General features: G+C 52.2%; 16 protein-coding genes. 7 read left to right on the top strand and 9 right to left on the bottom strand.

Going from position 1 to position 22,497, the window contains the following annotated elements; genetic code table 11:
• The first annotated feature begins 162 nt into the window (after positions 1 to 162).
• Together ACSZO4_RS13045 and fabA are read left to right on the top strand one after the other, a co-directional pair.
• Positions 163 to 1,923: an AAA family ATPase gene (locus ACSZO4_RS13045; RefSeq protein ID WP_437889402.1), complete on the top strand. Its 1,761-nt coding sequence runs from the start codon at positions 163 to 165 to the stop codon at positions 1,921 to 1,923.
• Between the two features lie 69 nt (positions 1,924 to 1,992).
• Entirely contained in the window at positions 1,993 to 2,511 is a 519-nt protein-coding gene (fabA, locus tag ACSZO4_RS13040) for a bifunctional 3-hydroxydecanoyl-ACP dehydratase/trans-2-decenoyl-ACP isomerase (protein WP_437889401.1), read from the top strand.
• 63 nt (positions 2,512 to 2,574) lie between these two features.
• Here the strand turns inward: fabA and rmf are convergent, their stop codons facing one another.
• From rmf to rlmKL, 6 genes are all read right to left on the bottom strand, one after another.
• Positions 2,575 to 2,742 (bottom strand): ribosome modulation factor, encoded by a 168-nt coding sequence (rmf, locus tag ACSZO4_RS13035; protein ID WP_437431330.1) that lies wholly within the window; start codon positions 2,740 to 2,742, stop codon positions 2,575 to 2,577.
• A gap of 252 nt (positions 2,743 to 2,994) precedes the next feature.
• Positions 2,995 to 3,561 (bottom strand): membrane integrity-associated transporter subunit PqiC, encoded by a 567-nt coding sequence (gene pqiC / locus ACSZO4_RS13030; protein ID WP_437889400.1) that lies wholly within the window; start codon positions 3,559 to 3,561, stop codon positions 2,995 to 2,997.
• Positions 3,558 to 5,198, bottom strand: a complete 1,641-nt coding sequence (pqiB, locus tag ACSZO4_RS13025) for an intermembrane transport protein PqiB (RefSeq protein ID WP_437889399.1) — start codon at positions 5,196 to 5,198, stop codon at positions 3,558 to 3,560. The genes pqiC and pqiB overlap by 4 nt, the downstream gene beginning before the upstream one ends.
• Before the next feature lie 3 nt (positions 5,199 to 5,201).
• Entirely contained in the window at positions 5,202 to 6,455 is a 1,254-nt protein-coding gene (pqiA, locus tag ACSZO4_RS13020) for a membrane integrity-associated transporter subunit PqiA (protein ID WP_437889398.1), read from the bottom strand.
• 14 nt (positions 6,456 to 6,469) lie between these two features.
• A complete protein-coding gene (locus ACSZO4_RS13015; RefSeq protein WP_437889397.1) occupies positions 6,470 to 8,377 on the bottom strand; it encodes an ABC transporter ATP-binding protein in 1,908 nt (635 codons plus the stop codon).
• A gap of 12 nt (positions 8,378 to 8,389) precedes the next feature.
• A complete protein-coding gene (rlmKL, locus tag ACSZO4_RS13010) occupies positions 8,390 to 10,498 on the bottom strand; it encodes a bifunctional 23S rRNA (guanine(2069)-N(7))-methyltransferase RlmK/23S rRNA (guanine(2445)-N(2))-methyltransferase RlmL (RefSeq protein ID WP_437889396.1) in 2,109 nt (702 codons plus the stop codon).
• Between the two features lie 99 nt (positions 10,499 to 10,597).
• On the opposite strand from rlmKL, the gene ACSZO4_RS13005 reads away from it, so the two are divergent.
• On the top strand, positions 10,598 to 11,707 hold the full coding sequence (locus tag ACSZO4_RS13005; RefSeq protein ID WP_437889395.1) for a YcbX family protein: 1,110 nt from the start codon (positions 10,598 to 10,600) through the stop codon (positions 11,705 to 11,707).
• Here the strand turns inward: ACSZO4_RS13005 and zapC are convergent.
• From zapC to pepN, 3 genes are all read right to left on the bottom strand, one after another.
• The gene (gene zapC, locus ACSZO4_RS13000; protein ID WP_437889394.1) at positions 11,704 to 12,246 is read right to left on the bottom strand and encodes a cell division protein ZapC; all 543 of its coding nucleotides are present in this window, start codon (positions 12,244 to 12,246) and stop codon (positions 11,704 to 11,706) included. The two genes, ACSZO4_RS13005 and zapC, sit on opposite strands and share 4 nt — an antisense overlap.
• Before the next feature lie 169 nt (positions 12,247 to 12,415).
• Positions 12,416 to 13,426: a quinone-dependent dihydroorotate dehydrogenase gene (pyrD, locus tag ACSZO4_RS12995; protein ID WP_437889411.1), complete on the bottom strand. Its 1,011-nt coding sequence runs from the start codon at positions 13,424 to 13,426 to the stop codon at positions 12,416 to 12,418.
• Between the two features lie 229 nt (positions 13,427 to 13,655).
• Entirely contained in the window at positions 13,656 to 16,268 is a 2,613-nt protein-coding gene (pepN, locus tag ACSZO4_RS12990) for an aminopeptidase N (protein ID WP_437889393.1), read from the bottom strand.
• Positions 16,269 to 16,534: 266 nt separating this feature from the next.
• On the opposite strand from pepN, the gene pncB reads away from it, so the two are divergent.
• From pncB to ACSZO4_RS12970, 4 genes are all read left to right on the top strand, one after another.
• Positions 16,535 to 17,737: a nicotinate phosphoribosyltransferase gene (pncB, locus tag ACSZO4_RS12985; RefSeq protein WP_437889392.1), complete on the top strand. Its 1,203-nt coding sequence runs from the start codon at positions 16,535 to 16,537 to the stop codon at positions 17,735 to 17,737.
• 202 nt (positions 17,738 to 17,939) lie between these two features.
• Complete coding sequence (asnS, locus tag ACSZO4_RS12980; protein ID WP_437889391.1) at positions 17,940 to 19,340, top strand: asparagine--tRNA ligase; 1,401 nt, start codon at positions 17,940 to 17,942, stop codon at positions 19,338 to 19,340.
• Between the two features lie 586 nt (positions 19,341 to 19,926).
• A complete protein-coding gene (locus ACSZO4_RS12975; RefSeq protein WP_437889390.1) occupies positions 19,927 to 21,027 on the top strand; it encodes a porin in 1,101 nt (366 codons plus the stop codon).
• Between the two features lie 185 nt (positions 21,028 to 21,212).
• Positions 21,213 to 22,403, top strand: coding sequence for an amino acid aminotransferase (locus tag ACSZO4_RS12970; RefSeq protein WP_437889389.1), 1,191 nt, complete (start codon positions 21,213 to 21,215; stop codon positions 22,401 to 22,403).
• Positions 22,404 to 22,497: the final 94 nt, after the last annotated feature.

Raw genomic sequence — 22,497 nt, 5'->3', positions numbered from 1 at the left:
TAACTCTGTTCAGAATATCAGTTTTTTTCTTCTCTGCTGAAAAGAAATCACATTCTGCCTGTCTCAGCCGCAATTCAGCAAAGGGAAAACACGTAATCGGTGTGTGCTGTACAGCCGTTTACGGTATAATCCCGCCCTTTACATCAGACTAAAAAAACGACTTTGACCATTACAAAACTTGAATGGAATGAACTGATCCCTGATACCACCAGCCATCAGGAGATCTTCGCGCAGTCCGTATTAACCGACGAGACCGCTTTTTTCCTTGGCGATACCCAACCCCGATTACAGTACGCGCTGGAGCAACTGCTTCATCCGTCGTCTGCCTCGCGCTTTATGCTGGCGAAAGCTTCAGAAGAGGCTGAATATCTCAGCCTCCTGGCTGAGGCTGCGCAAGATTTACTGCCCGAACAGACGCAATTTTTTGGCGGTGACTATCAGGTTAACGGGGCAACTATTGCCTTTACACCTGCGGTGGATACGCAAGCAAGTTTTGCGGGTAAAGGCCAGGTGGTCATTGCAGACTGGGTTGAAGCAGAACAGTTATTCGGCTGCTTACGCCAGTTTAACCACGAAGTGACGCTGCAACCAGGTCTGGTGCACGAAGCCAATGGCGGCGTACTCGTTATCTCCCTGCGCACTCTTCTGGCGCAACCACTGCTGTGGATGCGTTTAAAAGCGATGGTTACCCGCCGCCGTTTTGACTGGATCTCGTTTGACGAATCGCGCCCACTGCCGGTTTCGGTGCCATCTATGCCACTGGATCTTAAAGTCATTCTGGTTGGTGAGCGCGATTCACTTGCTGATTTTCAGGAAATGGAGCCGGAGCTGGCAGCGCAATCCATCTACAGTGAATATGAAGAGAGTTTGCAGATTGCCGATGCGCAAAGCATGGCGCTCTGGTGTCAGTGGGTATTACTGATTGCCCAAAGTGCCGGACTCCCCTCACCCGCTGTTGATGCCTGGCCGGTTCTGATCCGTGAGGCCGTTCGTTATACGGGCGATCAGGAGACACTGCCGCTTAGCGTCCTGTGGCTCACACGCCAGTTGCATGAGGTGGCGGCTATCACCGATGACGCCACTTTTAACGCCGGTGACTTCACCACTATGCTCACGCAACGAGAGTGGCGTGAAGGCTTCCTTGCGGAACGCATGCAGGACGAAATCCTGCTCGAACAGATCCTGATTGAAACGGAAGGCGAGTGTGTAGGCCAGATTAACGCCCTTTCGGTTATCGAATTCCCGGGCCACCCTCGCGCATTTGGCGAACCTTCGCGTATCAGCTGTGTGGTGCATATCGGTGACGGCGAATTCAATGATATTGAGCGTAAAGCTGAACTGGGCGGCAATATTCATGCGAAAGGCATGATGATCATGCAGGCATTTTTAATGTCTGAGCTTGAACTTGAGCAACAGATCCCCTTCTCCGCTTCGTTAACCTTTGAGCAGTCCTACAGTGAAGTCGATGGCGACAGCGCTTCTATGGCAGAGCTGTGCGCGTTGATCAGCGCTCTTGCTGAAGTTCCGGTGAGCCAAAGTATCGCCATTACGGGTTCTGTCGATCAATTCGGTCGTTCTCAGCCCGTAGGTGGGCTGAATGAAAAAATTGAAGGCTTCTTTGCCATTTGCCAGAGTCGCGGGCTGGACGGTAAACAGGGCGTCATCATTCCGGCCGCCAACGTGCGTCATCTGTGCCTGAATGCAGAGTTGTTGCAAGCAGTTGAAGCTGGTCAGTTCTCGGTCTGGGCGATTGAAGATGTGATGGATGCTCTGCCTCTGCTTATGCAATTAATGTGGGATGAGGAAGGACAGACTACGCTAAAGCAGACAATCCTCGAACGTATTGCACAAGCGACGCAACAGGATCCGCGTCATCGTTATCCGTGGCCGCTGCGCTGGCTTAGCTGGTTCAGTCCAAACTGATCGGACTTGTTCAGCGTACACGTGTTAGCTATCCTGCGTCCGAAACTCACAATAAGGCTTACTGAGAACATGGTAGATAAACGCGAATCCTATACAAAAGAAGACCTTCTTGCCTCTGGTCGCGGAGAGCTTTTCGGAGCGAAAGGCCCGCAGTTGCCCGCTCCGAGCATGCTGATGATGGACCGTGTGGTCAAAATGACCGAAACCGGTGGCAATTTGGACAAAGGCTATGTAGAGGCCGAACTGGATATTAATCCGGAGCTGTGGTTCTTCGGCTGTCATTTTATTGGCGATCCGGTGATGCCTGGCTGCCTGGGTCTCGACGCTATGTGGCAGCTGGTTGGCTTCTATCTGGGCTGGCTGGGTGCCGAAGGTAAAGGCCGCGCACTGGGCGTAGGTGAAGTGAAATTCACCGGCCAGGTTCTGCCGACCGCGAAGAAAGTCACTTACCGTATTCACTTCAAACGTGTCATTAACCGTCGTCTGGTGATGGGTCTGGCTGATGGTGAAGTACTGGTAGATGGCCGTGTTATTTATACGGCAACAGATTTGAAAGTGGGCCTGTTCCAGGATACCTCTTCTTTCTAATCCCAGGGCTACTAAGCGCGAAACCTCCGCTGTGCGGAGGTTTCTTTTTCTAAAGAGACAGAATCAGGCAATTACAGCCCTGTCTTCCATGGCTTCTCGCCAGCCTCCCAGCCAATAGGACCTCTGATTCAGCGTCTGATAAGGACACATTTCTTTTGGCCGTCCAGTAATACCGGCCTGATATCCACGTTGATGTGCCCGTTCCAGGCGATCACGTTTTTGTCTCTTCATGCCTCGTTTCCCTCATTTTTTGATCTGGTGGAAAAGAAAACAATGGTCACTAATTGTGCAACCACAGGCTACGAATACCCTGGATAGAGAGCGTCGTCAATGCGCAAAATTCACGCCATTGTCATAAATGTGACCTGTAAAAAAGATTATTTGTACAAAAAATGTATGCCAGTACAAGTAACCGGCTGAGTGAAAAACAAAAAAACCGCCACCCTTTGCAGGCTGGCGGTCAGTGTAAATCATCAATGTAATTTATTGCAGGCGCTTAATTTCATCCGCGATACTGGCCGCTTCCTGCTGCCAGGCCAGGGCCAGCACCTTGACCATCTCATCATAGCCATCCTGCTGCTGTTTCATTTCGATATGGAATGGCCGTCTGGATAATTGCCCGCGATGATTCAGTAACCATTCGCCGCTGACGATAACCCGCCCGTCATACCGTCCATGGAAGCCCGTTATCGTGACATTTAAAGTATCCTGAACGCTGCCAAGCGGCTGCGAAGCCACTACCCAGCCCGGCAGTTGGTTGCTCAGATTGGTCACCAGCGTCGTTCTTAACTGCTGATCCAGAGGACTCGCCCATAAATTGTTTGCCGCAATAACGTACTTTACTTCTGAGGTCTGATAAACCACGCCATTGCCGGCAAGATAATCAGGCACGTTAACCTGTTCAACCCACAGCAGGCGCTGTTCACGCATCTCTGCAGGCCTTGCTGTAGACTGCTGAGGCGAAGGCAACTGGTAATAACTCTTGTTGTCGCCACCCGCGCTGCAGGCGGTCAGTAAGACCGCCAGAAGTGCTACTGCTCCTTTCTTCATTCTTTCGCCCTCTTCGGCTGCGGATCCTCTTTGCCCTTCGATTCAAAGACCAGGGCGTTGCTCTTCTCGTTTAGCGTTTTAAGTACCGGCTGCAGCTCACGCAATACCTGGTCCAGACGCTGCATATCAGCCACCATCTTGTTATACGCCGCGGAACCTGGCTGGAAGCCCTGCATACTGCGGTTCAGTTCGCGCAGCGTACCTTGCATATCCGCAGGCAATTGCTGCATCGACTGGCTGGCCGTTATTTTGTTGAGATTATCCAGCGTCGTCTGCAAACGGCGCATGGTCTGCTGGCTTTCGCTCAACGTATTAGTCGCCTGCTCGATCATCGGGTTAAGCGGCAGATTGTTGATCTTATCCAGGGTATCCATCAGGCGTTGCTGAATTTGCGCAAGACCGCCGCTGACCGTTGGAATAATCCGGTGACCGCCAAATTCAGGCAACTCATTCACCGCTGGCGCTTTCGGATAGAAGTCGAGATCGACATACAACGCGCCGGTCACGATATTGCCGGTCTTCAGCGCCGCGCGCAGGCCACGTTTCATCAGCTCATTTAGATGTGCGGCAACATCGGCATCGCCACCAAACTGGCTGGAAATACGTTCAGGTTCAATACGAACCAGAATCGGTATCCGGTAATCATCGTTCAGCTTCTGGCGCATATCCGGAGTAAAGTACGGGACTTTCTCGACCGTCCCCAGTCGGATACCACGAAACTCAACCGGAGCGCCCGGCTGCAGGCCGCGAATGGAGTCCTTGAAGAACATCAGATAATCGATATGTTCGGTATAGAGAGACTCCTGAATGCTGCGCTGGTCGTCAAACAGGGTAAACGCCGTTTTCTCTGCCACCGGTTCGCCCAGTTCCGACCCTTCAGGGATATCAAAACTGACGCCACCGCCGAACAACGTACTGATTGAGCCCATTTCCACGCGCATTCCGGCAGAGGTAAGATCAACCGCGATCCCACTGTCCTTCCAGAAGCGAACGTTACTGGTCACCAGCCTGTCGTTGGGAGCGTTAATAAACAACTGATAGGAAATAGTGCGTTTTTGCGGATCGAAGGTACTGGTCTCAACCGATCCAACGCGATAACCGCGGAACAGCACCGGATCGCCCGGCGAGAGCTGACCTGCTTTTTTGCTGTCGAGAATCACACGGATCCCTTTAGCATCCGGCGGAGCAAGCGGTGGCGAGTCCAGAAGGGTGTACTGTTCCGGCTGACTGCCTTTTTTGCCCGGCTGGAGCTCAATGTAAGCGCCCGACAGTAACGTTCCAAGCCCACTGATGCCCTCACGCCCCACCTGCGGTTTCACCACCCAGAAAACCGAATCATTATGCAGGAGTTTTTCCATCCCGGTGTTGAGGCGCGCTTTGATCTCCACATGAGTTAAATCGTCCGTAAGTGTCGTGCTTTCAACGACGCCGACGTCCACACTACGACTCTTGATCGTTGTTTTCCCGCCAATAATCCCTTCGGCATTGGTGGTGATAAGCGTAACTTCCGGCCCCTGATGGCTGTAATGATAAAAGAGGATCCATGCGCCAATAAGGGCCGTCACGATCGGGAAAATCCATACTGGCGACCAGTTTTTCACTTTCTGCACTTTCGCCTCCCCACTGTTATTCTCCATGTCTTACCGCTCCTCATGGCTTGATTCAGGATCTCTGTCCCAGCTAAGACGTGGGTCGAACGTCATGGCCGCAAACATTGTGACTATCACGACAAGGGAAAACATCAGCGCCCCCATTGCCGGGTAAATGTTCATTAACCCACCCATCCTGACCAGCGCTGACAGCACCGCAATCACAAAGACGTCAATCATCGACCAGCGCCCGACGAACTCGACTATCTCATAAATAAAGTGCATACGTTCACTGTCACGACGACCGTGCCCTTTCGCATCCCAGCACAGCCAGGCAATCGCAATCATCTTGAGTGTCGGCACCATAATACTGGCAATGAAAATCACCAGAGCCACCGGATAAGAACCTTCACTCCAGAGCAAAACAACACCCGCCAGAATGGTTGACGGTATAGGATCGCCCAGCAGGTCAGTTATCATGATCGGCAAAATATTGGCGGGCAGGTAAAGCATGATGGAGGTAATAAGCAGCGCCATCGTCCATTGCAGACTATGCTTACGCCGGATATGCCCTGTCGTGTGGCAGCGCGGACAAACGGGGTTATCCGCATCAACAATGGCCGTACAGCATGGGCAACTGCGTAATCCCTGATGAATACCGGGCACGCCTATACGTGGCGCTTTGTTGATCTTCGGCACCGGGGCAATGTCATCCCACAGCCAGTGGCGATCAACGCACTGCATCGTGCGTAATTGCAGGATGCAGAACAGACACCAGGGAATAAAACTGCTGCCGACGCCCACGTCGCCATAAGCCATGAGTTTCACAAAGCTAACCAGCACCCCGGCGAGGAAAATCTCTGCCATCCCCCAGGTTTTTAGCTGGAAGAGAATGCGCGCCAGAAAGATTTTTGTGCGCAGCGACAGAGGTACGCGGTTTACCAGCAACAGGACAGTCAACAGGCAAAATGCAGGTACACACTGCACGAAGAGTAAAAAGAAGGTGCCGAGGCTGGCGTAATCCTCAGAGAAAAGCACGCCAGGAATTTGCAGCAGAGTCACCTCACTGGTGACTCCTGCGACTTTCATGTTCACAAACGGGAAAAGATTGGCCAGAAATAGCATGAACAACGCCACCAGCGCCCAGGCAGTAGGACGCCGCCTTGGTTCATCCCAGCGGGTGGTCAATGTGGTGCCGCAACGTGGACACGCAGCTTTGTGTCCATGTTGCAACGCTGGCAATGCCACCAGCAAATCACATTGCGTACAAAGAATATGACGCGCGGCATGATGATGTTCACACATACTGACTCCCTGAATTATGCGCCGTTTTTCTGTGCCTCCAGATACTCCCAGCGTTCAAACGCTTCTTCCAGCGCCTGCTCCGCCGAAGCCAGTTCGGCCAGGACTTTCTGCGTGTGATCGTGAGGCTGACTGAAAAAGCTGCTGTCCGCCACTTGTGCCTGCAATGCTCCAAGCTCTGCTTCAAGGGTTTCAAGTTTCTGCGGTAGCTGTTCCAGTTCACGTTGCAGGTTATAGCTTAGTTTGTTCACGCCGCGTTTGACAGTTTCTGCTTTTGCAGCAGGCGCTTCAGACTCTTTTTTCACCGCCTGTGTTTTAAAAGCCTGCGACGATGATTGCTGTCCGCGCGCATCGTGATACCCCCCGACGTACTGGCCGATGCGGCCATTACCTTCGAAGATCCAGCATTCAGTGACCGTATTATCAACGAACTGACGATCGTGGCTCACCAGCATCACGGTGCCCTGATAGGCATCGATCAGCTCTTCCAGCAGCTCCAGCGTTTCAACATCCAGATCGTTGGTGGGTTCATCGAGGATCAGTAAGTTACTGGGTTTCAGGAACAAACGCGCCAGCAGAAGACGGTTACGCTCTCCGCCTGACAATGCCCGGACAGGCGTCATGGCACGTTTTGGATGGAACAGGAAGTCCTGTAAATAGCCCAGAACATGACGGGGCTTGCCGTTAACCATCACTTCCTGCTTACCTTCAGCCAGGTTGTCCATCACGGTTCTGTCAGGATCAAGCTCGGCACGGTGCTGATCAAAATAGGCCACCTCCAGCTTTGTCCCGCAATGCACGCGACCACTGTCCGCCTGCAACTGGCTCAGCATCAGTTTTAACAGCGTGGTTTTACCACAGCCGTTAGGGCCGATCAGCGCAATCTTATCGCCACGCTGAACCTGGGCAGAGAAGTCTTTGACCAGCACTTTGCCGTCCACCTGGTAATGAACGTTTTCCATCTCAAAGACGATTTTGCCGGATCGGGCCGCTTCTTCCACCTGCATTTTCGCGCTGCCCATCACCTCACGGCGCTGGCTACGTTCGTTACGCATGGCTTTCAGCGCACGCACACGGCCTTCATTGCGGGTACGACGCGCTTTAATCCCCTGACGGATCCAGACTTCTTCCTGCGCCAGCTTGCGATCAAATTCGGCATTTTGCAGCTCTTCAACGCGCAGGTTTTCTTCTTTCTCCAGCAGGTAGGTGTCGTAATCCCCCGGATAGGTCACCAGCTTACCGCGATCCAGATCGACAATACGTGTCGCCATATTGCGAATAAAGGAGCGGTCATGGGAGATAAAAATGATGGTACCGCTAAAGGTTTTCAGGAAACCTTCCAGCCAGTCGATGGTTTCAATATCCAGGTGGTTGGTGGGCTCATCGAGCAACAATATGCGCGGACCACTAACCAGCGCACGCCCCAGCGCCGCTTTACGCAACCAACCGCCCGAGAGGGAGGCCAGTGGCATATCGGCTTCCAGACCGAGCTGAGCCAGCACTTCGTTGATACGGCTTTCAAGCTGCCACAGGCCATGATGATCCAGCAAATCCTGTAAGCGAGCCATCTCGCTAAGGTTTTTATCGCTCGGATCCGTCATCACCAGATGAGAAATATCATGATAGCGCTTGAGGTACTCCGCCTGCTCTTCAATCCCTTCGGCCACAAAATCATAGACGCTGCCGCTGACGTTACGCGGTGGATCCTGCTGCAGACGCGCTACTACCAGATCCTGCTCATACACAATGCGACCGTCATCAAGACCCTGCTCACGGTTGAGGATCTTCATTAAGGTCGATTTACCCGCACCGTTACGTCCAACGAGACAGACACGTTCGTTTTCCTCGATATGCAGTTCAGCATTGTCGAGAAGGGGCGCGTCGCTGAACGACAGCCATGCGCCATGCATACTGATTAATGACATTTATTTATCCTTTCAGGCTGAAGCGATCAGCCAGCAGTTATGGATTTGGCGGTTACGGGCAAAATCTTGCGATTGCGTTTTTTGGGTGATTTCTTGTGCTTTCAGCCCAAGCTCTGCCAGTCCGTCGAGATCCATGCGGAAACCGCGTTTGTTGTTGGAAAACATAATGGTGCCGCCTTTACGCAGCATACGTTTGAGATCTTTCATTAATGCCAGGTGATCGCGCTGAACATCAAACGACTCTTCCATACGCTTGGAGTTCGAAAAGGTCGGGGGATCGATAAAGATCAGGTCAAATTGTTCGTTAGTTTCACGTAACCAGCCCAGCACATCAGCCTGCAACAGACGATGTGCCCGCCCGCTCAGCCCGTTTAACCGCAGGTTACGTTCAGCCCATTCCAGATAGGTACGGGACATATCGACCGTAGTCGTGCTTTTCGCCCCACCCAGACCCGCATGAACGCTGGCGCTGCCGGTATAGGCAAACAGGTTAAGGAAGTCCTTTCCTTTGCTCATTTGCCCCAGCATACGGCGCGCAATGCGGTGATCGAGGAATAATCCGGTATCAAGATAATCGGTCAGGTTAACCCACAGACGCGCATTATACTCGCCGACCTCGATGAACTCCCCTTTCTCATTCATCTTCTGGTACTGATTGGTGCCTTTTTGCCGCTCGCGGGTTTTCAGCACCAGCTTGTTCGGCGCAATGCCCAATACCGCAATGGTCGCAGCAATGATATCGAACAGACGCTGGCGCGCTTTATTGGCATCAACGGTTTTCGGTGCGGCGTACTCCTGTACCACCACCCAGTCGCTGTAACGATCGACCGCAACGTTGTAATCAGGCAGATCGGCGTCATACAGGCGATAGCATTCAATACCTTCCTGACGGGCCCACTTCTCGAGTTTCTTGACGTTCTTACGCAGACGGTTGGCGTAATCATCCGCCATTGACGGGGCTTTCACTTCGCCCGTGTTTTCCGCCAGATGGTAGTTTTTCTGCACGCAGTCCAGTGGGCCATTTTTGGCTTTAAACTGTCTGTCGGCACGCAATTGCAGGCAGTTAAGCAAGTCCACCGAGGCACTAAACAAGGACAGGTTCCAGCCGCCAAACTGTGATTTCAGCGTCCGCCCCAGCAGGCTGTGCAACGCAATCAGCGCGGGTTCGCTTTCCAGACGTTCACCGTACGGCGGGTTACTGATAACTGTACCGTATGGCCCTTTTGGCAGAGGATTGGCCAGCTTCGCGGCGTCCTGCACCTCAAAGGTGACCAGTTCCCCAATGCCTGCCCGGCGGGCGTTACGCCGGGCGAGCTCAAGCATACGCGGGTCATTATCAGAGCCATAAAAACGGGACTGATATTCAGCCAGGCCTTTGCGGGCACGGGCTTGCGCATCAGCTTTGACTTCCTGCCAGATAGTTTCGTCATGCTGCGCCCAGCCGCCAAAACCCCAGTGTCCACGGTGCAGACCCGGCGCTCTGTCTGTCGCCCACATTGCGGCTTCAATCAGCAAGGTGCCAGAGCCGCACATCGGGTCGAGCAACGGCGTACCCGGCTGCCAGCCAGAGCGCATAACAATGGCCGCGGCAAGGTTTTCTTTAATCGGCGCGATACCAGTGCGGTCACGGTAGCCACGCAGGTGCAGCCCTTCACCGCTCAAATCCAGCGAGATATGAGCAGTTTCTTTATTCAGCCAGACGTTAATACGCAGGTCTGGCAGCTCACGATCAACGTTTGGACGCGGTAAATTCTTACGGGTAAAGCTGTCCACAATGGCGTCTTTTACCTTCAACGCGCCGTACTGGCTATTACGGATCTCGTCGTTCAGGCCACTAAAATGGACGGCAAAGGTGGAATCGGTATTGAATATCTCCGTCCAGTTGATCGCCTGCACGCCAAGATAGAGATCGAGGTCACTGTAAACCTTGCACTCTCCGAGCGGCATCATTATGCGCGAGGCCAGGCGGCTCCACATCAGACTTGCATAGACAAGCCGGGTGTCACCATGGAAATGGACGCCTCCCTGAACCACCTGGCACTCTGCAGCGCCGAGGTTTTCCAGTTCAGTTTTTAACAGCTCTTCCAGCCCACGGGCCGTACTGGCAAACAGAGAAATCATAAGGTCACTTAACTTTGAAGAAAATTGTTGCGCATTATAGCCAATCTGGCGTTCATGTCATAAAGTTGAGGGCTTATTTTCGTCGATAAAGGAAATGGCGTGGCAACGCTCTCGCGTCTTTATATCCATCCAGTGAAATCCATGCGCGGTATTGGCCTGACACACGCACTTGCCGACAGCAGCGGCCTGTCGTTTGACCGGGTGTTTATGGTTACGCAAAAGGATGGCACATTTATTACCGCACGCCAGTATCCACAGATGGTGCGCTTTATTCCTTCTCCCCTGCCGGATGGTCTGCATCTGACGGCGCCTGATGGTAGCAGCGCCGTCGTTCGCTTCGCTGATTTCACCCCGCAGGGTGAACCGACCGAGGTGTGGGGAAACCACTTTAGCGCGCAGATAGCTCCGGAGGCGATCAATCTCTGGCTGAGTGGATTTTTTGCCCGTGAAGTCCAGCTACGCTGGGTCGGGCAGCAGCCGACGCGGCGGGTTAAACGCTTTGATGATGTCCCACTTTCATTCGCCGATGGTTTTCCTTTTTTGCTGACCAGCGAAGCCTCGCTACGTGACCTGCAAAACCGCTGCCCTGCCAGCGTCAGCATGGAGCAGTTTCGTCCGAACCTGGTCGTGACAGGAACAGAGGCCTGGGAAGAAGACGGCTGGAAAGTTATCCGCATCGGCGAGGTGATGTTCGATGTAGTAAAACCTTGCAGCCGCTGCGTTTTCACCACCATCAGCCCTGAACGTGGGCAAAAACATCCCTCCGGCGAACCGCTCAACACGCTGGCCAGTTTTCGTACCGCGCTGGACAACGGCGACGTCGATTTCGGCCAGAATTTGATTGCCCGTAATAGCGGCGTGGTTCGCGTGGGCGACGAAGTGGTGGTTCTGACCCGGGCACCAGCCAGACCTTATGGTTCGGGTAAGACAGCAGAGTCTCTGGAGCCGGAACAGCAAACGGAAGGCGAAGTCGACATTATCTGGGAAGGGCAAAAGTTTCGCGGGAATAACCAGCAAATCCTGCTCGACCAACTTGAGAATCAGGGGATCCGCGTACCTTACTCTTGCCGGGCCGGCCTTTGTGGCTGCTGCCGCATCACGCTGGTTGAAGGTGAAGTCAGCCCGTTAAAAAAATCGGCTATCAGTACCGATGGGTCGATTCTGTGCTGTAGCTGTGTGCCTAAGACCGCACTGCGGCTGGAAAGTTAAACCGCCTGCTCCAGGCTGAAACTGTCGGCGTTAAGCTGCGGTTTCAGCCGATCATTCATTATCTTGATGGCATCACCGAGTTGCATGGTTCGTCCGGCAATCACCACGCCAGGCTGGGCCAGCAGGCACAGTGCCGCGTTTTCACCAGACTCCACCACCAGCAGGCTCACGCTCTCACCGGTATCGCTTAAACAAACGCTGGCTGCCATTCCAGGCGCCGGAGACCAGGGGGTATTGTGGCTTAAAAAGTGCCAGCTTTTTGGCATTTGCGGTTTCAGGAAGCGAATCGCCACCAGCGCGTTAAGCACCAGTTCGGCACGCTGCTCAGCGGTCAGCATCAAATCCCGGCATTTTTCGTCGAAGGAAAAATAGAGGGCAGCATCATCCACACAAAAACCGCAAGGTGAAAATGCATCCGGGGTAAGCATTTTTCTGGCAAAACGGGAGCGGAATATCATGCCATTGGCTAAATCGAGCATCATACGATCGTGCTCATCATCAAAAAACCAACGCCATTTATCATCAGGCTTAATTCGCATACTACTCTCCCCTCCCCATTATCATCCCTTGATCCTTACATCCTTTTTACTGTTTTACTTATTGCCAGAATTAAGAAAAGACTAAAATGTACAATTTAGCAACAATGAGGGAATATAAATCAACCAGGGCTCGAAATAAAGCCCTGGCGAGATAAAGAGAGGAAAAAGATTAGATGTGAGTAACGATTTCTTTAATCAATGGCGGGCCTTTAAAAATAAAGCCAGAATAAATCTGCACCAATGACGCCCCGGCTTCCAGCTTCTCACGCGCGGCGATAACGGAATCAATGCCACCGACGCCAATAATCGGCAAACGACCATTTAATTCCAGCGAGAGGCGACGAATAATCTCTGTACTTTTTAATTGCAGTGGACGGCCACTTAAACCACCCGTTTCATTGCAATGTTTCATTCCCTGCACGAGAGATCTTTCGAGGGTCGTATTGGTTGCAATTACGCCATCTATATTATGGCGAACTAAACTGTCAGCCACCTGGATCAATTCTTCCTCAGAAAGATCCGGCGCGATCTTCACCGCCACTGGCACATATTTATGATGGATCTGCTGAAGCTCAGATTGTTTATTTTTAATCGCACTTAACAATGAATCCAGTGCTTCGCCATATTGTAATGTGCGCAGGCCTGGGGTGTTCGGCGAGGAAATATTAATGGCTATGTAACCCGCATAAGCATAGATTTTTTCCATACAAATCAGATAGTCATCTTTGCCCTGCTCGACAGGCGTATCTTTATTTTTGCCAATATTAATGCCCAGTACACCATCAAAATGGGCTTTTTTTACGTTCTCGACAAGGTTATCAACGCCGAGATTATTAAAGCCCATGCGGTTGATCAACCCTTCCGCTTCCACCAGACGGAAGATCCGCGGCTTATCATTGCCTGGCTGTGGTCGCGGCGTAACAGTACCGATTTCGATGGCGCCAAACCCCATCGCGGCCAGCGCATCGATGCATTCACCGTTTTTATCAAGTCCAGCAGCCAGACCGAGCGGGTTTTTGAAGGTCAACCCCATGCATTGTACTGGTTTTTCCGGCAAACGCTGACGGACAAGCGCTTCAAGCGGCGTTCCCGATACACGGCGTAACTGTTGAAATGTAAATTCATGAGCGCGCTCAGGATCGAGCTGGAAAAGGGCTTTACGAACGAAGGGATAGTACATGAACTCTCCTGGATTCCCGGTGTGCAAACCGGGGGCGTATTATCTTCGATCAGCCGATGAAATGGAATTGACCTGCGGCAAAAAAAGGCCAATTCAGCGCAAACGTTTACTTTCAGACCGAGGATGGCAGATTTTTGAACGGTTTTTCAGCAAATGGATGCTGACAGAGAGGGGGGAAACGGGCTGAAAACGTGCCGGGCAGGCAAAAATCCACCGCCCGGCCTTTTTATTACGCCAGTGCTTTACTGACTTTTTCGAACAGATCGCCTGAGAGATTGTCCAGCGCTTTCAGTTGCTCAAGTGCTGCGCGCATCAGCGCCTGACGTTTCACATCGTAGCGTTTCAGGCGGATCAGCGGCTCAATAAGTCGTGATGCAACCTGCGGGTTACGGCTGTTAAGTTCGGTAAGCATCTCCACCAGGAACTGATAGCCGCTGCCGTCTTCAGCATGGAATGCCGCCGGATTGCTGCCGGCAAAAGCCCCGATCAAAGAACGCACGCGGTTAGGATTGCTGAGGGTGAAAGAACGGTGCTGCAACAAGCCACGTACCGTTTCCAGTGCAGTCGGCGCCGGGCTCGTCGCCTGGAGAATTAACCACTTGTCCATAACCAGACCGTCATGATGCCATTTGTCATCATACTCCTGCATCAGCGTGTCGCGGCACGGCAATTGCGCAGCTACCGCCGCGGAGAGCGCAGCAAGGGCATCGGTCATATTATCGGCACTATGGTATTGCTGGCTGACCAGTTTATCGGCCAGTTGCGCATCGCCAAATGCAATATAACGCAGGCAGGTATTACGCAGAGAGCGCTTGCCAATATCTGCATGTTCAACGCGATAAGTCGCAAGTTTATTGGCGTTGTAAACCGCCAGCACTTCATCGGCCAGTTCGCTCGCCAGGGTGCGGGTAAGGGCTTCACGTACCGCAGCAATCGCCAGCGGATCGATAATCTCAAACAGTTCGGCAATTTCATTGGCCGATGGCAGAGTGAGGATCTCCGCCGCCAGCGCCGGATCAATGTGCTCATCCAGCAAAATAGCGCGGAAAGCATCGGCGACGTGCAGCGGCAATGACAATGGCTGGCCCTGCTGCTGACGAGCAACGTTGAGTTTGATATGGGTTGCCAGCAGACTTTGCGCGGCATCCCAGCGGGAAAAATCGTTGCTGGCATGACGCATCAGGAACGTCAGCTGCTGATCGCTCCATTTATATTCCAGTTTGACCGGTGCGGAGAATTCACGCAGCAGTGATGGCACAGGCTGGAAGTAAACGTTATCAAAAACAAAAGTCTGCTCCGCCTGGGTCACGTTCAACACATGATGTACCGGGTGTCCGTCTTTTTGCAGCGGGATAACCTTCCCTTCATTGTCGTAAAGCTCAATGTCGAACGGGATATGCAGTGGATGTTTTTCCTGCTGCTCGGCGGTTGCCGGCGTGCGCTGGCTGATGGTTAACCTGTACTGCTCGGTTGCCGGATTGTAGTCATCGTGCACGGTCACAACCGGCGTACCGGCCTGGCTGTACCAGCGACGGAAATGGGAGAGATCGATATTGGATGCATCTTCCATCGCCTGCACAAAGTCATCACAGGTTGCCGCGCTGCCGTCGTGACGTTCGAAATAGCGTTGCATTCCTTGCAGGAAGTTATCTTCACCAAGCAGGGTGTGCAGCATGCGGATCACTTCCGCACCTTTTTCATACACCGTCAGCGTGTAGAAGTTGTTCATCTCGATGACTTTATCCGGGCGGATCGGATGGGCCATCGGGCTGGCGTCTTCCGCAAACTGCATCCCACGCATGGTACGCACATTGCTGATGCGATTAACTGCGCGGGAGCCGAGGTCGGAGCTGAACTCCTGATCGCGGAACACCGTCAGGCCCTCTTTCAGGCTGAGCTGGAACCAGTCCCGGCAGGTCACGCGGTTACCGGTCCAGTTATGGAAATATTCATGTCCGATGACGCGTTCGATATCGAGGTAATCTTTATCAGTCGCGGTATCGGTTCGGGCCAGCACATATTTGGAGTTAAAGACGTTAAGACCTTTGTTCTCCATCGCGCCCATATTGAAGAAGTCGACGGCCACAATCATATAAATGTCGAGATCGTATTCGAGACCAAAACGCTGTTCATCCCACTTCATTGAGTTTTTCAGCGAGGTCATGGCCCATGGCGCACGATCGAGATTGCCACGGTCAACGTACAGTTCCAGCGCCACTTCACGCCCGGAATGGGTGGTGAACGTATCGCGCAGCACATCGAAGTCACCGGCTACCAGGGCAAACAGATAGCAAGGTTTCGGGAAAGGATCTTCCCATTTCATCCAGTGGCGGCCATTATCCAGTTCGCCCTGAGAAACACGGTTGCCGTTAGAAAGCAGGAACGGATACTCTGCTTTGTCAGCAATGATTGTCGTTGTAAAGCGCGCCAGCACGTCCGGGCGATCAAGATACCAGGTAATATGGCGGAAACCTTCAGCTTCACACTGGGTACAGAGCGCCTCGCCCGATTTGTAGAGGCCTTCCAGCGCGGTGTTGGCCGCCGGGCTGATTTCATTCACAATCCGCAGCGTAAAATGCTCTGGCAGATTGTCGATGACCAGTTGGTTATCTTCTTCTTTATAGTGCGTCCACGGCTGGTCATTAACATGAACAGAAACGAGCGTCAGGTCTTCGCCATCCAGGCGCAGTGGCACGGCGGAGGCGTTATTGCGTGATACAGAACTTAGCGCAGTGACAACGGTTTTTGCGGCATCCAGGTCAAAGGTCAAGTCAATATCGCTAATCAGGTAATCCGGCGCACGGTAGTCGTGGCGGTATTTGGCTTGTGGCTGTTGTGTCATAAAAAACCTTTAGCATCTTCTGTTGGTTACGTCTCCAGTCTATTCTTGTTGCCTTCATCTCGCCACGCAGAATGTTCAACTTTTCCGACGTAAAGGGCCATAACGCTACATTCTGCTAACATGTGGCACGAAATGCCATCGACCCCTTCTGTGCTATATGGTGTGATCGGGGTTCAATAAATCAATAAACAAGGTATACTCCAGCGGTTTTCACCTGCTTTGTTTATTGTACTAAACGCTCCTGTGAGAGGATGCTACGGCGCACCATGACTCAATTTGCTCACCCTGTACTGCATACGCTGCTGGATACTGATGCCTACAAATTGCATATGCAGCAGGCGGTGTATCATCACTACTACGATGTGCATGTAACGGCGGAGTTTCGCTGCCGTGGCGATGACCTGCTCGGTATTTACGCCGAGGCTATCCGGGAAGAAGTGGCTGCCATGCAGGATCTGCGCTTACAGGACGAAGAGTACCAGTGGCTGTCAGGACTGCCCTTTTTCCGGGCGGATTACCTGAACTGGCTGCGAAGCTTCCGCTACGATCCTCGTCAGGTGGTGGTCACCAATGACAACGGTAAGCTGCATATTCGCCTTTCTGGTCCCTGGCGCGAAGTGATCATGTGGGAAGTCCCGCTGCTTGCCGTGATCAGTGAACTGGTGCATCGCTACCGTTCACCGGATACGAGTGTGCAGCACGCTCTTGCGCACCTTGAGACAAAACTGGCGGATTTTGCTACCCGTACCGAAGGCCTGGATATGTCGGGCTTCCGTTTGATGGATTTTGGTACCCGTCGCCGTTTCTCCCGCGATGTGCAACAGGCCATTGTGGCGCGCCTGAAACAGGAGCCATGGTTTGTGGGGACCAGTAATTACGACCTGGCGCGTCGCCTGTCGCTGACGCCAATGGGCACCCAGGCCCATGAATGGTTCCAGGCACATCAGCAGATAAGCCCTGAACTGGCCACCAGCCAACGTGCGGCGCTGGCCGCATGGCTTGATGAGTACCCGGCACAGCTGGGGATCGCCCTGACCGACTGCATCACTATGGATGCTTTCCTGCGCGATTTTGGTCCGGAGTTCGCGACCCGCTATCAGGGCCTGCGCCACGACTCCGGGGATCCTGTTGAATGGGGCGAAAAAGCCATTGCCCACTATGAGAAGTTGGGTATCGATCCCTTATCAAAGACCCTTATCTTCTCTGACAATCTGGATCTGAATAAAGCGCTCGACTTGTACCGCCATTTTGCCGCCCGCGTGGATCTTGGTTTTGGCATTGGTACCCGACTGACCTGCGATATTCCCGAGGTTAAGCCGCTGAATATCGTTATCAAGCTGGTCGAGTGTAATGGCAAACCGGTCGCCAAATTATCTGACAGCCCGGGTAAAACTATCTGCCACGATAAAGCTTTTGTCCGTGCGCTACGGGAAGCTTTTGACCTGCCGCAGATTAAAAAAGCCAGTTAACCCCTTCTTTATTAGCTCTGCCGGGTAAGTATCTGCTTATCCGGCAGAGTAAAAAGGGGACATCCTCGATTTATTTCTGAAATCTCCCTCTTCTGCTGCGAATTCTGCTTGTCTGATGGCGCTCGCCAGGTAACATAGGTATCCCCCCTTTCACGGGCGGATAAATGATTATTTTTTCCAGACAATTAACAGAGAGAATATTATGAGCGTTGTGCCTGTAGCCGACGTCATCCACAGCCGTGTTGCCGTTGACCAAGAAGTCACCGTGCGCGGATGGGTGCGTACCCGCCGAGATTCAAAAGCTGGCATCTCCTTCCTCGCCGTCTATGACGGTTCCTGCTTTGATCCTGTACAGGCCGTTATTAATAATTCTCTGCCCAATTATAATGAAGACGTTTTGCGTCTGACCACCGGTTGCTCAGTGGTTGTTACAGGCAAAATTGTTGAATCGCCGGGCGAAGGTCAGAGCTTAGAAATTCAGGCCACCCAGGTCGAAGTAACCGGCTGGGTTGAAGATCCGGATACCTATCCGATGGCGGCAAAACGTCACAGCATCGAATACCTGCGTGAAGTTGCCCACCTGCGCCCGCGCACCAATATGATTGGTGCGGTTGCTCGTGTGCGCCATACTCTGGCGCAGGCGCTGCACCGTTTCTTTGATGAGCAGGGTTTCTTCTGGGTCTCCACGCCGCTGATTACCGCTTCCGACACCGAAGGCGCGGGTGAGATGTTCCGTGTCTCAACGCTGGATCTGGAAAACCTGCCGCGTAACGATCAGGGCAAAGTCGATTACGACAAAGACTTCTTCGGTAAAGAGTCTTTCCTGACCGTTTCCGGCCAGTTGAACGGTGAAACTTATGCCTGCGCACTGTCCAAAATTTACACCTTTGGCCCGACTTTCCGTGCTGAAAACTCTAACACCAGCCGTCACCTGGCGGAGTTCTGGATGCTGGAGCCGGAAGTGGCCTTTGCCGATCTGGAAGATAACGCCCGTCTGGCAGAAGCAATGCTGAAATACGCATTCAATGCCGTGCTCACTGAACGTATGGATGACCTGAAGTTCTTTGCGGCACGCGTAGACAAAGATGCCATCGCCCGTCTTGAGCGTTTCGTCGCAGCAGATTTTGCCCAGGTTGATTACACCGATGCGGTGACCATTCTGGAAAACTGCGGTCAGACCTTCGAAAACCCGGTTTACTGGGGCGTCGATCTCTCCTCTGAACACGAACGCTACCTTGCAGAGCAACACTTCAAAGCGCCGGTGGTAGTGAAAAACTACCCGAAAGACATTAAAGCTTTCTATATGCGCCTTAACGACGATGGTAAAACCGTGGCGGCCATGGATGTACTGGCCCCTGGCATCGGTGAAATCATTGGCGGCTCCCAGCGTGAAGAACGCCTGGATGTGCTGGACGCTCGTATGGCGGAAATGGGTCTTAATAAAGAAGACTACTGGTGGTATCGCGACCTGCGTCGTTACGGCACCGTGCCGCACTCTGGCTTTGGCCTCGGTTTCGAACGCCTGATCGCCTACGTCACCGGCGTGCAAAACGTCCGTGACGTGATCCCGTTCCCACGCACGCCACGTAGCGCAACATTCTAAAAACCATTAAGGCCAGCGTTTGCTGGCCTTTCTTTTATCTTCGTCACATTATCTTTACGTGATGTTGGCATACTGTTACCGCCCTTTCTTTACCTTCCATTACATTTCTTTGCTGAAATATCTGCGCACAAAAAATAAACCCCATGCTAATTGCGGGTTAGTTTTTCCTCAACTGATAGCACATTTGGATAAAATTCACACAGCGATCCGGACGGCTAAATCCAGCCATAAGAAAAAGTCAGATGAGAACGATTATTAGATAAGAAATGCCATTATATTAATTAAATATAAGCAATTCATATAAATAGGATTAGAGCGGCTGATTTTATCAGCAATCGGCTTCGAATTTTGAGTTGGTTCACAAAGTTCCTCAAAATTCACAAATTCTTACACATAATTGCTTTTTGTAACTTCTTTACGACATTTGTAGCACTTTCAGGCTAGCGAAACGATTATATGAATGGAAAGATGCCTCTCAGACACAGAAAGACACCAAACTCTCATCAATAGTTCCGTAAATTATTATTGACGGAATTTATTGAAGGCAGTGGCAGGTGTTCAAAAAAACCAATGAGGGTAATAAATAATGATGAAGCGCAATATCCTGGCAGTGGTTATCCCTGCCCTGCTGGTAGCTGGTGCAGCTAACGCTGCTGAAGTTTACAACAAAAACGGCAACAAACTGGACCTGTACGGTAAAGTTGTTGGTGAGCACGGCTTCACCACTTCTGGCGACAGCACCACTAACTCTGACTCCTCTTACGGCCAGATCGGCTTCAAAGGCGAAACTCAGGTAAACAGCGATGTTACCGGTTACGGTCAGTGGGAATACCGTGCTAAAGCGGGCAAAGCTGAAGGCGACCAGGACAACGTTACCCGTCTGGCATTCGCTGGTGTCAAAATCACTGACGCTGGTTCTCTGGACTACGGCCGTAACTACGGCGTGGTTTACGATGTAGAATCCTACACCGATATGGCTCCGTCCTTCTCCGGCGAAACCTGGGGTGGCGCTAACACCGACAACTACATGACCAGCCGTGCTACCGGTGTTCTGACCTACCGTAACAGCAACTTCTTCGGTCTGGTTGACGGCCTGAGCGTTGCTCTGCAGTATCAGGGCAAAAACGACCGTAAAGACGATGTAGAACGTGGTAACGGTGACGGCTTCGGTACTTCCGTTGGTTACGAATTCGGCGAAGGCTTCGGCGTAACTGGTGCATACAGCACTGCAAACCGTACCTGGTACCAGAAAGCCGACGGTAAAGGCGACAAAGCTGAGAGCTGGGCAATTGGCGCAAAATATGATGCGAACAACATCTATCTGGCCACTGTTTACGCTGAAACCCGTAACACCAGCATCCTGGCAGCAACTGACGACTCTACGTCTGTAGCTAACAAAACTCAGAACTTCGAAGTTATCGCTCAGTACCAGTTCGACTTCGGCCTGCGTCCGTCCGTATCTTACGTTCAGTCCAAAGGCAAAGCACTGGGTCTGGATAACAACGGCAACTCCGTATCTAACGACCTGGCTAAATACGTAACCGTTGGTGCGTACTACTACTTCAACAAAAACTTCAACGTATACGGTGACTACCGTATCAACCTGCTGGATGACAAAGCTGACCAGTACTACTCCTGGGTTGGCACTGCAGACCAGGCTACTGTTGGTGTAACTTACCAGTTCTAATCAACAGACCTCGTTGTTATATGCATGAAAAACAGGGCTTCGGCCCTGTTTTTTTATTTCCTTGCGCTTAAATAATTTCTCCTGCAAAAAGACTCACGCTTTTTATCGCAAACGGTTGGCAATCGCCGGTTCAACCGTTAACCTGATAGCGGATCTCCCTTCTGTCACCAAAATGGAACCTCGCCATGTTTGAGAATATTACCGCTGCCCCTGCTGACCCCATTCTGGGTTTAGCCGATCTGTTTCGTGCCGATGAACGTCCGACCAAAATCAACCTTGGGATTGGTGTCTATAAAGACGAAACCGGCAAAACCCCGGTACTGACCAGCGTAAAAAAAGCTGAACAATATTTGCTGGAAAATGAAACCACCAAAAACTACCTCGGCATCGACGGTATTCCTGAATTTGGTCGTTGCACCCAGGAGTTACTGTTCGGTAAAGGCAGCGCGATTATTAATGACAAACGTGCGCGTACTGCCCAGACCCCTGGCGGTACCGGTGGTCTGCGTGTTGCAGCTGACTTTATCGCCAGAAACACCTCAGCAAAGCGTATCTGGGTAAGCAATCCGAGCTGGCCAAACCATAAAGGCGTGTTTAATTCCGCCGGTCTGGAAGTCTGTGATTACGCCTATTATGATGCCGAAAACCATGCGCTGGACTTTGACGGCATGCTGGCAAGTCTTGAGGCGGCTGTTGCAGGTGATATCGTGCTGTTCCATGGCTGCTGCCATAACCCAACCGGGATCGATCCGACGCTGGAGCAGTGGGAAACCCTGGCTAAGCTCTCCATTGAAAAAGGCTGGTTGCCGCTGTTCGATTTCGCTTATCAGGGCTTTGCTCGCGGCCTGGAAGAGGATGCTGAAGGCCTGCGTGCCTTTGCCGCGCTGCACGACGAACTGATCGTTGCCAGCTCTTTCTCGAAAAACTTTGGTTTGTATAACGAACGCGTCGGCGCCTGTACGCTGGTATCGGCGAACAGCGAAATCGTTGATCGTGCGTTCAGTCAGATGAAAGCAACCATCCGTGCTAACTACTCCAACCCGCCAGCACACGGTGCATCAGTGGTGGCAACCATTCTGGGTAATGAAGCGCTGCGTGCCATCTGGGAGCAGGAATTGACCGATATGCGCCAGCGCATTCAGCGTATGCGTCTGCTGTTCGTCAACACGCTGCAGGAGAAAGGAGCCAACCGCGATTTCAGCTTTATCACCCGACAAAACGGCATGTTCTCTTTTAGCGGTCTGACCAAAGAACAGGTTTTACGTCTGCGTGAAGAGTTTGGCGTGTACGCCGTGGCATCAGGCCGTGTGAATGTGGCAGGCATGACGCCGGACAATATGGCGCCATTGTGCGAGGCCATCGTCGCGGTTCTGTAATGCGCTGACGATAAAAGTGACTAGTCCTGATATAGGTTGACAGTTTTCTGTCTGTAAAACGCCTGATGAACATCATCGGGCGTTTTGTATTTCA

This window comes from Phytobacter sp. V91 (assembly GCF_965644225.1).
Lineage (GTDB): Bacteria > Pseudomonadota > Gammaproteobacteria > Enterobacterales > Enterobacteriaceae > CBFFRJ01.
The sequence above is the reverse complement of the archived record's forward strand: the minus strand, read 5'-3'. Positions and strand labels throughout refer to the sequence as shown.